Below are 13,539 nucleotides of genomic sequence, written 5' to 3'. Positions count from 1 at the left end.
CCATGAACAATCTCCCTCTGCTCACGATCGGCGTCACGCTGCTCTTCGGAGTGACAGGCGTCATGGGCCTGCACGCCTACTCCGGCGGGAAGGCCGACCGGGACGCCCTCGTCGACCGGCTGTCGCACACCGGCCAGATCCCGGCAGCCGGGCGACACCGCCGCTTCCAGGGCGTCGACCGCAGGCTGCGGAAGACGGGCCTGGGCCGCAAGCTGGAGCTGAAGCTCGCCGCCACGGGTCTGGAAATCACCCCGGGCGAGTTCTTCGTCTACGCGCTCGTCGCCATGGCCGCACTCTGGATGACCGCCTCGTCGATCCTCGCCAGCTTCTTCGGCCCGGTCGCGGCGCTCATCGGCCTCTGGGGTACCAACGCCTTCCTGAACTGGCAGCGGACCAAGCGCACCGAACGCTTCATCAACCAGTTGCCCGAGCTCTCCCGCATCCTCGCCAACGCCACCCAGGCCGGCCTCGCGCTGCGCACCGCCATCAGCATGGCGGCGGACGAGATGGAGAACCCGGCGGGAGAGGAACTGGCCCGTGTCGCCCGCCGCCTCGCCGTCGGCGAGGCGCTCGACGACGCGATGAGCGAGCTGACCGACCGGCTGCCGTCGCGCGAGCTCGTCGTCCTGGTGACGACCCTGGTCCTGTCCAACCGGGCCGGCGGTACGGTCGTCAGTTCGCTGCGCAACCTCACGGAGACGCTGGAGGAGCGCAAGGAGACCCGGCGTGAGGTCAAGACGCAGCTGTCACAGGTGACCGTCACCGCATACGCCGTCCCGGTCTTCGGTTTCGGCGCGATGCTCCTGATGAACGCGGTGATGCCGGGCGCACTCGACCGGATGACCGGCGCCCTCATCGGCCAGGTCGCCGTGATCGTCTCCCTCGTCCTGTACGCGATCGGATTCATCGTGATCCGCCGCATGTCCCGTATCGACGTCTGAGGGGAGGAGCTGACATGAACCTGTTGCTTGCGCTCGTCGTGGGTCTCGCGGTGTTCGGCGCCATCGCCGGCATCCGTATGTACCGGGCCGACGCCAAACTCCCCGGCGACCTCGCCATCGCCCTGGAGGTCGGCGCCACCCGCACCAGTGCGGTGGGTTCCGGCATCGACCGGCTCGGTATGCGCTGGGCCCCCATGGTGCTGCGGATGATGGGCCCCAAGGCCGTCAACAAGAAGCGCCGCCAGATCGACATGGCGGGCAACCCCGGCGGTCTGACCATCGACCGCTACGCCGCCCGCCGCTTCGTCTACGGTGCCCTCGGCCTGCTCGGGGCCTTCTCGATGATCCTGCGCGGCCAGCTCTTCCTCTCCCTTCTCCTGATCGGCTTCGGTCTGTTCTGGGTGGAGGTCGGCATCTGGTCGGCGGTCCGGGTCCGCAAGGACCACATCGAGCGGACGCTCCCCGACTTCCTCGACGTCCTGGCCGTCGTCGTCTCGGCGGGCCTCGGCTTCCGCCAGGCTCTGGGGCGCGTCGCCGACAAGTACGAGGGCCCGTGGGCCGACGAACTCCGTATCACGCTGCGCCAGATGGACATGGGCGTCAGCCGCCGCCAGGCCTTCGAGGAGCTGCGCAAGCGCAACGACTCGGAACAGGTCGCGATGTTCGTGACCACGCTCCAGCAGGGTGAGGAGCTGGGCGCCCCGATCGTCGACACGCTGATCCAGATCGCCAACGACATGCGGCGTACGGACGCCCAGAACGCCCGCCGGAAGGCCGCCAGGGCCGTTCCGAAGGCCACCTTCGCGGTCACGACCTTCCTGCTCCCGGGAACCCTGGTCCTGCTGACGGTCGGCTTCGTGTACGGAGCCAACGTCGACTTCAGCTTCCTCACGGGCGGATGACATGCCTGACGGGGATCTCGAGCACGATGACCAGGGGGAGGTGACAGGCTCATGTCTTTCCAGCTCGGCAGTTCCCAGCTCGGACTGACCGCTGAGGTACGCCAGGCGATCGCCGACCCCGGTTCGCGCCCGGCGTTCGCGATCCAGCTCAACGCGCTCCAGGCCATGTGCCGACAAGTCTTCGGCTTCAGGCTCGCGATGATCGCCATAGCCACGCCGTTCGCGATCGACCGCACGGCATCGGGCGGGGCCACCTGGCTGATCGGTTCGGCCATCCTCGCCACCTTCATGGGGTCGTACGTCCTCTTTCGCGACTGGGAACGCTTCGGCCCGGTCCTCCTGCGCCACCCCTGGCTGCTGGGCATCGACGCGCTGTTCGGAGCCCTGCTGCTGGTCACCGCCACGCCCGAGTCCACTCTCGCCTACGTCACCGTGTGTACCCCGCTGCTGGCGGGACTCGTCTACGGCTGGCGGGGCGCGGCGGTGTTCGCCGCGCTCCAGACGCTGATCGTCTTCGGCGTGTACGGCACCGATGCGAATCTGGAGGCCGGCGGCGCCACCTCGCTGCTCCTCCCCGGCTTCTGCGTGATCGCGGGCGCCGTCGGGGTCACCCTTCGCAATCTCCTCCTCCGGTTCGGCACGGCGAGCCAGGCCCTCACCGAGACCAGGGCCCGGCTGGCCGTGAACGAAGCCGTCGAGGGCGAGCGCACCCGGCTCGCCCGCGAGATGCACGATTCGGTGGCCAAGACCCTGCACGGCCTGGCGCTGGCCGCCGACGGCCTGGCCAGCTCCTCCGACCGGATGGACCCGCTCACCGTCAAGCACCAGGCCGAACTGGTCGCCCGCTCCGCCCGCCGGGCAGCGGCGGAGTCGCGGGAACTCCTCTCCGACCTGCGCCGCGACTCCGGACTCGACGGCGGTGTGGATGTTGTTTCCGAACTCCAGGCCAGGACAGACGACTTCACCCGGCGACACGGGCTCACGGCCACCTTCCGGATGCTCAACGGGACCCCGGTCCCACTCGTGCCGCAGGTGGTCGCCCGCCAGCTGCTCACCGTCGCCTCCGAAGCGATGGAGAACGCCCATCGCCATGCCCACCCGACCTATCTCATCGTGCTGGCCGGCGTGAAGGGCGATGTCCTGCGCGTCAGCGTGTACGACGACGGGCGCGGTCTGCCCCCAGGCACGACGCTCGACGACCTCAAGCGCGCCGGCCACTTCGGCCTCGTCGGCATGGTCGAACGTGCCGCGTCCATCGGTGCCCGTATCCGCATCGGCAAGGGCAAGGCGGCCAAGGGGACCGAAGTACGCCTGGAGCTTCCGGTGGCCGCTCTCGCAGCCGGTCCGCAGGCACCACAACTGAACTGACCGAACTGACCCGCTCCACCCCACCCCCCCCAAGAACCTGAGAGGAGGTCGCAGATGCCGGACGACGTCTCCCGTGCGTCGGGCCAGAACTGGGCCGCACAGAATCACGCCTCCCAGCACACGTCCTCGCACGTCACCTCGCTCAACTCGGAGCTCAGCTCCTCCGGGTTCCCCGTCCCCCAGCAGTCCGCGGCATCCGAGGCCATGCCTCCGTTCCCCGCAGCCCCTCCGGTAGCGCTTCCCGGCCCGCTGAGGGTCGTCGTCGCCGACGACAACCCGGTGGTCCGGGCCGGTCTGGGCGTGCTGCTCTCCGGCCGTGAGGACATCGAAGTCGTGGCGGAGGCCGCGGACGGCCGCCAGGCCTACGACATGGCTGTTCAGCACCGCCCGGACGTCGTCCTGCTCGACGTTCGCATGCCTGGGGTCGACGGCATCTCCGCGCTGCCGCATCTGGTGCAGGTCGCCCCGGTCATGATGCTGACGTACAGCCGCGAGAGCGAGATCGTCCACGAGGCGCTGCGACTGGGCGCGGGCGGCTATCTGGTGCACGGGGAGTTCACGGCGGACCAACTCGTGCAGGCCGTACGGGACACCAAGAGCGGGCGGGCCCACTTCACCGCCACCGCGGCGAACGCGCTCCTGGCCCATATGCGGCAGGGCCCCGGGCCACAGGGCGGACAGCTGCCTGAGGGGCTGGGGACCGCGCTGACCACGGGCGTCGCCCACCAGGGCCCCGGCTACGACGGACAGGGCGCCGGACATGTGCAGCAACACGGTGCGCCTGCACATCCGCCGGCTCCTGAAATGCCGTCACCTGCGACGCGACCTGGCCGACTCGCGCAGGGTCTTTCGCAACTGCAACCAGTTGTGGCACAGTCTTCAACAACCGGGGGGTCGGCCATGACTCCCAACAGACAGCAGTACGGGCTGAGTTCACGGGAGGTGGAGGTCATGGAGCTGATCGCTTCCGGCATGAGCAATCAGCAGATCGCCGCCACCTGCTTCATCAGCGAGAAGACCGTCAAGAACCACATCAACCGCATCTTCACCAAGCTGCACAGCGGCAGCCGCAGCGAGGCGATCGCCCGCTGGCTCGGCACGGCGCCGGCGAGGGGGAGTGGTGGCCATGGCTGAGCGGGGCGCGCGGGCCCAGGGTTTGGGCGTCAGGACCCAACTCGCCCTTTGGGCCCGGGATTGGGCCCTGGGACCCTCTGGCGGGCAGGGTGTTCCGCCGTATGTTTCTCATGTCGCAAACGGCACCGGCCAGGAGGAAGCCGGTAACGGAAGCGACAACAAAGAAACGTGTGAGTCGGCCGGCTACCGGTCGGCCGAACCTGGAGGGGAACACCATGTCGAACATCACCCTGAAGACCGCCGTCCGCGTCAACGGCTGGGCCAGCACCGCCGTCCGTTCCATCCAGAAGCGCTACGAGGCCAAGGACCGCGGCCAGACGGCCTTCGAGTACCTGGGCATCATCCTGGTGGTCGTGGCGATCATCGGCGCGATCGTGGCGACGGGTATCGGCGGCGCGATCAGCGGGAAGATCACCACTCTGGTGGACCAGATCAAGGCTGGCTGATGCTTGCGAGGAATCGCAGCGACGCAGGGCAGGCTTTCCCCATCTACGTTGTGATGGTGGCGGGCCTGCTCTTCCTCGCGTTTGCCTTCTTTGCTGTCGGTAAGGCATCGGCCACGCGTAACGGCGCCCAGGGTGCCGCGGACGCCGCTGTGCTCGCTGCGGCTCAGGACGCTCGTGACACGCTGGGCCCTCCGTTCGTCGCCGCTCTCATGACGCCGGGTGGGCTCCACGAGTTCCTGCAGGACTACACCTTCCAAACGGTATCGCCATGCCTGGAGGCGCGGCGGTTCGCTGCCTCCAACCGGGCTGACACGACAGCCTGTTACGCGACGTATGGCTACCTGCAGGACAAGATGCATGTCAGCATCCGGACCCGCTACCCGGTCGGCGACACCGTGATCCCGGGGACGGAGACCAAGTACGGCACCGCGGATGCGACTGCAGTCATCGAGTTCCGATGCACCTACAAGTTCAAAGGCGACCCGGGTGAGCCGGTGAGCTTTAAGTGTGATGGCCGGGATGGCTTCTCGATCGACCCGACTGATTTCGATCAGGATGCATGGGCCGCTCTGAGCAAGGCCATCTTCGCCGTCCACCTGGTCGACGACTGACAGCGAACGACGAGTAAAGGAATCAGAACCGATGAGCATTCGGCGCACTGCTAGGACCCGAAGGGCGGTGGCCGCTGTCTCGATGGCGGCGGCACTGGCCCTCGCCGTCACTGCTTGCGGCAGTGATGACGGCGGAAAGACGAAGAACCCCGGTTCTTCGTCGTCATCCTCCGCACCCAACAAGCCCTCCGATGGGGACAAGGGTTCGCAGGAAGATACTGCTGCTGGGGACAAGGTAGACCCGAATGTGAAACTCGCCGAGGTCAAGGGCGACAAGGGCATGCTGCTGGTCATCAACGAAGTGAAGCGGGACTCCGGCGGATTCGTGACCGTTCAGGGCGAACTGAAGAATCAAGGCGATGTCGCAGTCAATCCCTCGGCGTGGTCTGGTAGCGAGACCGCTATCGTCAACAAGAATCTCAACTCCGTCGGTGGTGCGACGCTGGTGGACAAGGCTGGTAAGAAGCGCTACTACATCCTTCGTGATACGGATGGGCGGTGCCTCTGCACGGTCGGCATGACAGCCGTCCAGCCGGGAAGTTCCCTGCCGGTATTCATGCAGTTCCCGGCTCCTCCCAGCACAACGACCGAAGTTGACTTCAGCCTGCCGACGTTTGCCACCACGTCGCTGAAGATTTCTGGGTGACGGCCGACATGACATACATCCGCACACGGCGTAGGCCAACGCATGCGGCAGGCATCGCCATCGCTGCCGCGGTACTGATGGCCGGCACGTCCGTCTTCGGTGCTTCGACAGCACAGGCCGATGACGGACCGAGCGTGCCACCGGGGACTGAGGCATCCGCGACGCCCCCGGTCGAGGTGGACGGCAACGATCCCGACCTCAAGATGGCCGAGGGCGGGACTCTCGCTCCCGCCAAGGTCCTCGACATCATCCAGGTCGTCGAGGACATGGGCGGCGAGGAGCGTCGCGAGGACAGCAACGCGAGCATCAAGTTCGCGCTCCAGGCCGAGGTCCTCTTCGGCAAGGACAGCGCGAAGCTGAGCTCGGCGGCCAAGTCCCGTATCGCGGCCGTCGCTGCCGAGATCAAGAAGCAGAACGCCACGAAGGTGCGCGTCTTCGGCTTCACCGACAATCTCGGTTCCTCCGCACACGGTGACGTGCTGTCCAAGCAGCGTGCCGACGCGGTGCATTCGGTGCTGGCCCAGTCGCTCGACTCGAACGTCACCTTCGAGATCCGTGGGTACGGCGAGCAGTACCCGATCGCCAGCAACGCCGACGAAGAAGGCCGGAAGAAGAACCGGCGCGTGGAGGTCTCCTTCCCGCGCGGCAGTGCTTCCTGATCCGACCCGCACACGTGAGGCCAGTGGGGTCTCAAAATTCGCTGCATAGTCTCAGCGAATTCTGCACGGCGGCGGCATCTATGCCGCCGCCGTGAGACTCGCAGGTCGGAGCGTCACCTATCCGGGTGGCTAGACCCGTGATCGATCCCGCCTGCCCTCGCTGCGCCGGCACCTTGGCTGCAGAGGAAGTTGATGTGTGGCTGGGGGTATGCGGTGGGGGAATTCGCTGCGTCTGTGAGCGTCCGCCCCAAGGGGCGTGCGGCGATGGAGGACCGGGCCTGGAGCGAGGTGTCCGTCGAGCTCTTGGCATCGGCGGTGCCTTGGCGAACATTCCGCTGGTTAGGGGGCAGAAGCGCTACTCGGGTATCTATCGGGCGGCGACGACGAACGACCACGTGATCTACGAGTCGCGGCTGGAGTTGGCGCGTCTCCTCTTCGCCGATTTCGATCCTTCCGTACGCCACATCGTGGCCCAGCCGTTCTTGCTGAGAGCGGATCTGGACGGGAAGGTGCGCAAGCACATCCCGGACTACTTGCTGATCACCGGGCAGGGGCCCGTAGTGGTGGACGTCAAGCCTCTGCACCGTGTCTCCAAGCCCGAGGTGGCCTTCACCTTCGACTGGACTCGCAGGACGGTGGAGTGTGTCGGGTCTCGCGGCTGATGTCGTAATCTCACGGGTCGTGTCGTACCGATGTCGTATACGACATCACCGTGAGACCAGCGCGTGGGTGCTGCTGCTCAGCGCCTCGTCTCGTACCTGGTCAGGATTACGCCGCCGGGAAACGTCCGCGTCTCCACCAGGTTCAGGTTCACCCAGTTGTCCAGCGCGGTGAAGAACGGCGTGCCGCTGCCCACCAGGACCGGCGCGGTGGCCAGCACGTACTCGTCAATCAGCCCGGCCCGCATGGCCGCCCCGGCGAGCGTCGCGCCGCCGATGTCCATCGGGCCGCCGTCCACGGCCTTGAGCCGGGTGATCTCGGCGACCGCGTCGCCGGTGACCAGGCGGGTGTTCCAGTCGACCTTGTCGATCGTCGAGGAGAACACCACCTTCGACATGTCCCGCCAGCGGCGCGCGAACTCGATCTCCGCCGGGGTGGCGTTGGGCCGCTGGTCGCCGGTCGGCCAGTAGGAGCTCATCGTCTGCCACAGCTTGCACCCGTACAGCGACAGGTCGGTCGCCTGCAACTGGTCGGACCAGAACTGGAACAGCTCGTCGCTCGGCACGCTCCAGCCGATGTCGTCGCCGGGCGCTGCGATGTAGCCGTCCAGGGTCAGGTTCATGCCGTAGATCAGTTTCCGCATGGCGCCAGCCTTCCGTGAGTCGGTCTCACGCGTACAGACCGGCGCGACGCGGGAAACTCATCGGTGCGCGATCTGAGCTCGCATGTAGTCCTCGTGCTCGGGGCTCAGCGTGGTGTACTCGGACAAGCCGCCTCATCTCGACCTCGCCCTCGCGAGGAAATGCCACGGATTTGAGACTGATCATGGGTGACAAGGCCGTGAGACAGCCAAGAACGCCCAGGTCACGCAAGATCGACATGTCACGAGCGGCGAGACCCTAACCTCTTTTGTGGGATCTCAAGTTCGGCTGCACAATCTCACCGCCCGCTTCATATCGACTGCACTCTCCGTGTTCCTCGACGAACTCGCCCACCGCGCACGGCACATCGAACTGGCCGGCGAGCCCCGCCGCAACACCTCCCACCATGTCTGGGGCTACGCCTCCCTGCCCGCCTCACTCTCCGCGCGCGGATCATGGGTGAGCTATCCTGCGCGCATGCGCGGACAGTTCACCGGCTGGCCGGAGCAGGCCATGGACGTGTTGTGGCAGCTCCAGGGCGAACCGACCCACGCGACCCGCGAGCGCTACCGCGCGGACCGCGAACGCCTGGTCCGGCAGCCGATGATCGCCATGCTCAACGAGGTCGCGGACACCGACCCCCGGTACGAGGACTTCTCCGTCTGGCACTACCGCACCGACTCCTGGTGGTGGCAGCACCAGGGCGCGGTGATCCGGCTCGGCCGCAAGATCGAGATCGGTCTCCGGTTCTCCCTGGACGGCCTGCGGATCCAGGGCGCCTGGTGGTACCCCGATCCCGGCCAGGTGGACATGTTCCGCAAGGCCGTAGCCTCCGAGGAGAGCGGCCGCGAACTGTCCGCCATCGTCGAGGACGTGCGGAAGAAGGGTTACGACATCTCCGGGGACGTGATGAAACGCCCCCCGCGCGGCTATCCGACAGACCACTCCCGTGCGAGCCTGCTGCGCCACCGTTCTCTGATCGCCGCCCGTCCCCTCGGCTGCGAGGAGTGGCTGCACACTCCCGAGGCGGTCGACCGAGTCCTCTCGGCCGCCGCTGACCTGGACGCCCTGCTGATGTGGCTGGTCCGCCACGTGAAGCGCGCCGCCTGACATCACGAGGGCCCCGCGCGGCACGGGAGGGATCAAACCCGTGCCGTCGGCCCCCGCGCTCAGAAGGTGACGCGCACCTTCAGCGCCGACCGGTGGTCCATCGCCCGATGGCCGTCCGGCACCTCGGCCAGGGGGACGGCATGGTCGAAGACGGCCCCGGATCGAGGACTCCGGAGAGCACGTCCGGAAGGAGTTTGGGAATGTAGGCGCGGTCTGGGCGATGCCCCCGCGCAGCGCGATGTCGCGGTCGAACATCCGGCGCAGAACGCCCCCGCGTCTTCCGCCGTGCGGCGCCTCCACACAACCGACCGCACCGCCGTCGCGGGTGATAGCGGGCCGTGAGACACCGCAGGTCAGCGGTCTGCCCGTCCGGGCCGGCCTCAGCAAACCTGGCGGGGATGCACCGAGAGCTGAGACAACCGCAGATGAAGCAGCGTGAGACACCGCGAGAAGTCGCAGGTCACAGCCTCGGCGTATGAAACGAAGTGCGAGACCCTACAGCCCGGCGCCCCGACACATGGTCGCGGTACCGGGCCTTCGGCGTCAGAACAGGTGGTCTGCCCTGCCGTCCTTGATGTCGCGGATCATCTGCCGGAGCGCCTCGCGGCTGTCAGCGAGGAAGTCCCGCAGCGTGGCCATCTGACACACCGTGATCACGGTCCCGCTGCACAAGCACCGCCTCGCCCGGTACACCTGGCCGAACGCGCTCGCGGTGACCGAACTCGTTGCTGCCACCGCGAGGATGACCCCGGCCAAGGAGCGGTACGTCTCCCTCCGTCACTGTGACGACGCACTGCACCTCGTCGTCCGGGACCAGTTCCGCACTGCATCGACCCGGAGGCCGTCATGCTCTGAAAGGAGCGGCGCCGGCGGCTCATGCCGACGCGGCGAAGGCGGCGGAGAAGGAGACCAGCCGTAAGCAGTCGCCAGGTGGTCGGCCGGCAGAGGGACGACGGCTACGCCCGGCTGCGGATCTCGGCCGGTCGATGCGTGTCAAGGGCGGTAATGGGGCCCGGGTTTGGGTCCCGGGGCCCATGGCGCGTCTGTTCGCTCGCCATACGATTGGTCGCGGGGTGGGGTGCCGTGCGCCACCACGAACGGCCGTTTCCGTTCCGGGGGTTGAGGTCAGGCATGTCCTTCTCTGGTGGTGTCCCATGGTCCGGAGCGTCAGGGCAGGCCCATGACGCTCCCCGCCGACCCATGCCGCAACCACTCATGGTGGCCCGCTGGCTGGTGTACGTGTTGTTCGGGGCGACCGTGCTGGGCGGTATCGGCCTGTTCCTCACCGCCGCCTCCCTGGATGCGGTGAACGGCACGCTGCTGGGGCTGCTTGCGTACGCGGCCGCGCCCGGGGTTGTCGGTTGGGTGCTGGCGCGGCGCGCCTGGACCGGTGGGGTCCGGGTGTGGTGGGGCCTGATCGCCGTACAGGCGTGGCTGATCCTCAGTGACCTGTCCAACATCCGTGACGGTTCGGTTCAGGGTTTCACTCAGCTCCTTCTGCCTGTCGTGATTCTCGTGTTCCTGTGCCAGGAGGGGAGCCGGGCGTGGTTCCGGCTCGCGGAGCGCGAGCGGGCAGGGCGACCCCCCTTCTCGCTGCCTCACGTGATCAAGTGGCGGCGTGACCGCGGGCAGACGGCGATGGAGTATGTCGGTCTGATCGCTGTGGTCGCGGCGATCATCCTCGCGCTGGCGTTGAGCGGAGTCGGTGGACAGATAACCAACGGCCTTCAGTCGGCGATCTGTTCACTGACGGGTAGCTCGTGCCCGGCCACCGGGGACGGTGGGGAGACGGTTGAGGCGGGCAGCGATACGGAGGATCAGCCCGGCCCGACGACGGATGGCGGCACCGTCGCCGGCGGTGCGACTGGTGGCGGTACCAGGGATGACACGGATGACGGCACCAGCGACAGTACGGGTGGCGGTACCGGTGGCGGTACGGGTGATGGCACCGACAACGGCGCGCCCGGCGGCGGAGATGACACCGGCTCCACCAGCGAAGCCGGCGATCCTACTGACCCGTATGAGCCGATCGCCACTGATGAGGACGGGACAGCCGACGACGAGGGCAACGACGGGAAGAAGAAGGAGGAGGAATGCTCCGGCTTCCTCGGATGCACCCTCGATCAGCTCGGGCAGGTCGGCGAGGGCCTGTTCGTCGACGGGATCTGGGGCGATGTCACCGACCTGTGGGACACCGTCGTCCACCCCATCGACACCGTCTCCGGCATCGTCGACTACGGGAAATCGCTCGGCGACAAGTGGAGCACGGATTCCAAGGACGCCGGTGACAAGTGGGCCGATGGTGACTACTTCGACGCGCTGACCGACTGGGGCGGCGCCTCGGTCAACACGGGCGTCAACGTCCTGGACGACATGTTCGTCGGCGAGGAGGTCCGCGAAACCTGGAACCGGGGCGAAGAGACCCAGGCCGCCACCACCGTCATCTGGAATGTCGGTTCGCTCTTCATCCCCGGCTACGACGTGGCCAAGGTCGCCGGGAAGTCCAGCAAACTCGGCAAGCTGGGCAAGCTCGCCCAAGCCATCGCCGAGACAGCCGACAAGGCCAAGGATGCCGCGGGCCGGGCCCGTAAGGCGGCCGGGCTCGGCGACGCCAAGGGGGCTCGTAAGGCGGCCGACGAAGCGCAGGAGCACGCCGACGACGCTGCCGAGAAGGCCGAGGAGCACGGCAGTTGCACCATCGCGCTGGGTGCCGCCAGGCTCGTGCCGTACGAGGGCGCAGGCACCGGCCGTAAGCCCAGCGGCGTGCCCGGTTCCGGCACGGGGATCCTGGCCGCAGGACACGCCGAGTCCCCCCTGATCGTTCTCGCGGCAGGCAACAAAAAGTGCGAGGGCGAGGAGGCGGACAACGCTCGCGACGCCCAGAAGGAAGCTGACGACGCCGACCGGGCCGCTGACGGAGCCGAACTCTCCACCGCGGCCGACCGGGCCAAGCAGACCATCCGGGACGCCAGTGACAAGCAGAAGACGCCCAAGTCCGAGCGCTTCAGTCTCAACGAGGGCGCGATCGACAAGCTGGCCGCGAGGGCCAAGGACAACCCCGACCTGAGCCGAGGTGAATTCGGCAAGGCCGAGCTGGCGTCCGCACTGGACGATCTCACCGACATGCTCAACGACAAGCGCATCGACACCCAGAGCCGCGGCTCCCTGGGCGGGACTGTCCTCAAGGCCACCGACCGCCACCAGCTGGCCGAAGCCATGGCGGAGGCCCGCGCAGCCAAGCGCGCAGCCGACCTGGACGCTGCCGAGGGCACCAAGGTGTACGCGAGTGTCGGCGCGCAGAAGGGCCGCAAGTCGGTGGACTTCGGAGACGGCAAGCCGCTCGATGTCAGCACCATCGATGACGTCGACGTCGCCTACAAGGGCAAGGACGGCAAGGTCCACGTCGTGGAGGTCAAGAACACAGCCAATGCGACCACTCAGGCGTCCCTCCCCGCTCAGGCCGAGCGGCTGGCCGACTGGGCCAAGGAGAGCGGAGTGACACCGCCGCGAGCGGCCCGCTACCAGATCGAGACCCCCAAGGACTGGGACAAGATCTTCAACGGCTTCCAGAAGGACAAAAAGACCGGTACGACCCCACCAGGCACCCCGGCTCAGACCATCGCGGACAACGGTCTCGGCGCCCGGATCGCCGGTCAGGACGTCACCCCCAAGCAGCTGAAGGACATGGACGCCGCGTGGAACGCCAAGACCGACGCGGAGAAGCAGGCCGCTCGTGACTCCGGCAAGATGAAGGATCCCAAGAGCGCGATGGAATACCTGGGAGTCTCGTGATGACTACGGAGGACGACGGCGAGGAGCCCTTGCTTCCCGAGGTCGTACGCGCCCTGCCGTACTCCTGGGACCTCGGCTTCATCTGGCCCCCGGAAACGGAGGAGAGCCGAGAGAACCTCGCCTACGCGCGAGCCGTGCTCGAAGCCTGCCTTCCCCCGGCTCCCCTGGCCGCGCCCGAACCTCCCCCCGAAGTGATTCTGAAGTTCCTGGGCCAGGACGCGTCCTGGCCCGAATGGACAGAGATCAGGCACGTGTTGCGGGAGCGCATGCCGTACGCCCGCTGCGTGACGCGTGAACGCATGGCCGAGGCCGAAGCGGAGTGCGCGCGCAGAGGCTTCGACACCACGGACTTCACCGAGCGGTGGACCGTCCGTATCTCCGCCTGGATCGCCGAACAGGTCCTGTACTGGTGCGGACTCATGGTCGATGACACCGCGGCGATCACTCCATGGGCCATGGAGCTTGCCGAGCGGTACGCGCAGCGAGGCATGGCCGCCGAGCAGGCCGTGTGGACACTCCGCAACACCGCCGAAGTCCCGCAGAGCCGCGAGGCCCTGGCCCGGCTGGCCGCAGACGAGGCGCTGCCTCCCGAGATCCGTGAACTCGCTGCGCAGAAACTCGGCTGAGCG

13 protein-coding genes and 1 pseudogene are annotated in these 13,539 nt (G+C 67.4%); 12 read left to right on the top strand and 2 right to left on the bottom strand.

Going from position 1 to position 13,539, the window contains the following annotated elements; translation table 11 throughout:
• Positions 1-2: 2 nt before the first annotated feature.
• From OHB49_RS16925 to OHB49_RS16885, 9 genes are all read left to right on the top strand, one after another.
• Positions 3-941, top strand: coding sequence for a type II secretion system F family protein (locus OHB49_RS16925; RefSeq protein ID WP_329161247.1), 939 nt, complete (start codon positions 3-5; stop codon positions 939-941).
• Positions 942-955: 14 nt separating this feature from the next.
• On the top strand, positions 956-1,843 hold the full coding sequence (locus OHB49_RS16920) for a DUF5936 domain-containing protein (protein WP_329161245.1): 888 nt from the start codon (positions 956-958) through the stop codon (positions 1,841-1,843).
• Positions 1,844-1,894: 51 nt separating this feature from the next.
• Positions 1,895-3,211 carry a sensor histidine kinase gene (locus OHB49_RS16915; protein WP_329161242.1) on the top strand — a complete coding sequence of 439 codons (1,317 nt, stop codon included), beginning with the start codon at positions 1,895-1,897 and terminating at the stop codon, positions 3,209-3,211.
• Positions 3,212-3,265: 54 nt separating this feature from the next.
• Positions 3,266-4,345, top strand: a complete 1,080-nt coding sequence (locus OHB49_RS16910) for a response regulator (protein ID WP_329161240.1) — start codon at positions 3,266-3,268, stop codon at positions 4,343-4,345.
• A gap of 215 nt (positions 4,346-4,560) precedes the next feature.
• Positions 4,561-4,791: a Flp family type IVb pilin gene (locus OHB49_RS16905; RefSeq protein WP_329161239.1), complete on the top strand. Its 231-nt coding sequence runs from the start codon at positions 4,561-4,563 to the stop codon at positions 4,789-4,791.
• A complete protein-coding gene (locus tag OHB49_RS16900; protein ID WP_329161238.1) occupies positions 4,791-5,402 on the top strand; it encodes a pilus assembly protein TadG-related protein in 612 nt (203 codons plus the stop codon). The genes OHB49_RS16905 and OHB49_RS16900 overlap by 1 nt, the downstream gene beginning before the upstream one ends.
• Before the next feature lie 31 nt (positions 5,403-5,433).
• Complete coding sequence (locus OHB49_RS16895) at positions 5,434-6,048, top strand: hypothetical protein (RefSeq protein ID WP_329161236.1); 615 nt, start codon at positions 5,434-5,436, stop codon at positions 6,046-6,048.
• An 8-nt stretch (positions 6,049-6,056) separates the two neighbouring features.
• Entirely contained in the window at positions 6,057-6,707 is a 651-nt protein-coding gene (locus OHB49_RS16890; RefSeq protein ID WP_329166509.1) for an OmpA family protein, read from the top strand.
• Positions 6,708-7,027: 320 nt separating this feature from the next.
• On the top strand, positions 7,028-7,369 hold the full coding sequence (locus tag OHB49_RS16885; protein WP_329161235.1) for a TnsA-like heteromeric transposase endonuclease subunit: 342 nt from the start codon (positions 7,028-7,030) through the stop codon (positions 7,367-7,369).
• A 77-nt stretch (positions 7,370-7,446) separates the two neighbouring features.
• Here OHB49_RS16885 and OHB49_RS16880 read toward each other — a convergent pair whose 3' ends face one another.
• Positions 7,447-8,010: a dihydrofolate reductase family protein gene (locus tag OHB49_RS16880; protein ID WP_329161233.1), complete on the bottom strand. Its 564-nt coding sequence runs from the start codon at positions 8,008-8,010 to the stop codon at positions 7,447-7,449.
• A gap of 268 nt (positions 8,011-8,278) precedes the next feature.
• On the opposite strand from OHB49_RS16880, the gene OHB49_RS16875 reads away from it, so the two are divergent.
• Entirely contained in the window at positions 8,279-9,118 is an 840-nt protein-coding gene (locus tag OHB49_RS16875) for a DUF2461 family protein (protein ID WP_329161231.1), read from the top strand.
• 59 nt (positions 9,119-9,177) lie between these two features.
• On the opposite strand, the pseudogene OHB49_RS16870 reads toward OHB49_RS16875, so the two are convergent.
• Positions 9,178-9,448: pseudogene (locus tag OHB49_RS16870) on the bottom strand (IMP dehydrogenase); the annotation flags it as partial.
• Positions 9,449-10,318: 870 nt separating this feature from the next.
• On the opposite strand from OHB49_RS16870, the gene OHB49_RS16865 reads away from it, so the two are divergent.
• Complete coding sequence (locus tag OHB49_RS16865; RefSeq protein WP_329161229.1) at positions 10,319-12,910, top strand: Flp family type IVb pilin; 2,592 nt, start codon at positions 10,319-10,321, stop codon at positions 12,908-12,910.
• The gene (locus tag OHB49_RS16860; RefSeq protein ID WP_329161227.1) at positions 12,910-13,536 is read left to right on the top strand and encodes a hypothetical protein; all 627 of its coding nucleotides are present in this window, start codon (positions 12,910-12,912) and stop codon (positions 13,534-13,536) included. The genes OHB49_RS16865 and OHB49_RS16860 overlap by 1 nt, the downstream gene beginning before the upstream one ends.
• Positions 13,537-13,539: the final 3 nt, after the last annotated feature.

Origin of the sequence: Streptomyces sp. NBC_01717, from assembly GCF_036248255.1 — a bacterium.
In the GTDB taxonomy this organism is placed as follows: Bacteria; Actinomycetota; Actinomycetes; order Streptomycetales; family Streptomycetaceae; genus Streptomyces.
The sequence above is the reverse complement of the archived record's forward strand: the minus strand, read 5'-3'. Positions and strand labels throughout refer to the sequence as shown.

What these genes read in the sequence shown, in the direction of transcription:
- OHB49_RS16865 (WP_329161229.1), top strand. Translation starts at nt 10,319, where the DNA reads ATGCCGCAACCACTCATGGTGGCCCGCTGGCTGGTGTACGTGTTGTTC.
- OHB49_RS16895 (WP_329161236.1), top strand. Translation starts at nt 5,434, where the DNA reads ATGAGCATTCGGCGCACTGCTAGGACCCGAAGGGCGGTGGCCGCTGTC.
- OHB49_RS16880 (WP_329161233.1), bottom strand. Translation starts at nt 8,010, where the DNA reads ATGCGGAAACTGATCTACGGCATGAACCTGACCCTGGACGGCTACATC.
- OHB49_RS16920 (WP_329161245.1), top strand. Translation starts at nt 956, where the DNA reads ATGAACCTGTTGCTTGCGCTCGTCGTGGGTCTCGCGGTGTTCGGCGCC.
- OHB49_RS16900 (WP_329161238.1), top strand. Translation starts at nt 4,791, where the DNA reads ATGCTTGCGAGGAATCGCAGCGACGCAGGGCAGGCTTTCCCCATCTAC.
- OHB49_RS16890 (WP_329166509.1), top strand. Translation starts at nt 6,057, where the DNA reads ATGACATACATCCGCACACGGCGTAGGCCAACGCATGCGGCAGGCATC.
- OHB49_RS16910 (WP_329161240.1), top strand. Translation starts at nt 3,266, where the DNA reads ATGCCGGACGACGTCTCCCGTGCGTCGGGCCAGAACTGGGCCGCACAG.
- OHB49_RS16915 (WP_329161242.1), top strand. Translation starts at nt 1,895, where the DNA reads ATGTCTTTCCAGCTCGGCAGTTCCCAGCTCGGACTGACCGCTGAGGTA.
- OHB49_RS16905 (WP_329161239.1), top strand. Translation starts at nt 4,561, where the DNA reads ATGTCGAACATCACCCTGAAGACCGCCGTCCGCGTCAACGGCTGGGCC.
- OHB49_RS16925 (WP_329161247.1), top strand. Translation starts at nt 3, where the DNA reads ATGAACAATCTCCCTCTGCTCACGATCGGCGTCACGCTGCTCTTCGGA.
- OHB49_RS16860 (WP_329161227.1), top strand. Translation starts at nt 12,910, where the DNA reads ATGACTACGGAGGACGACGGCGAGGAGCCCTTGCTTCCCGAGGTCGTA.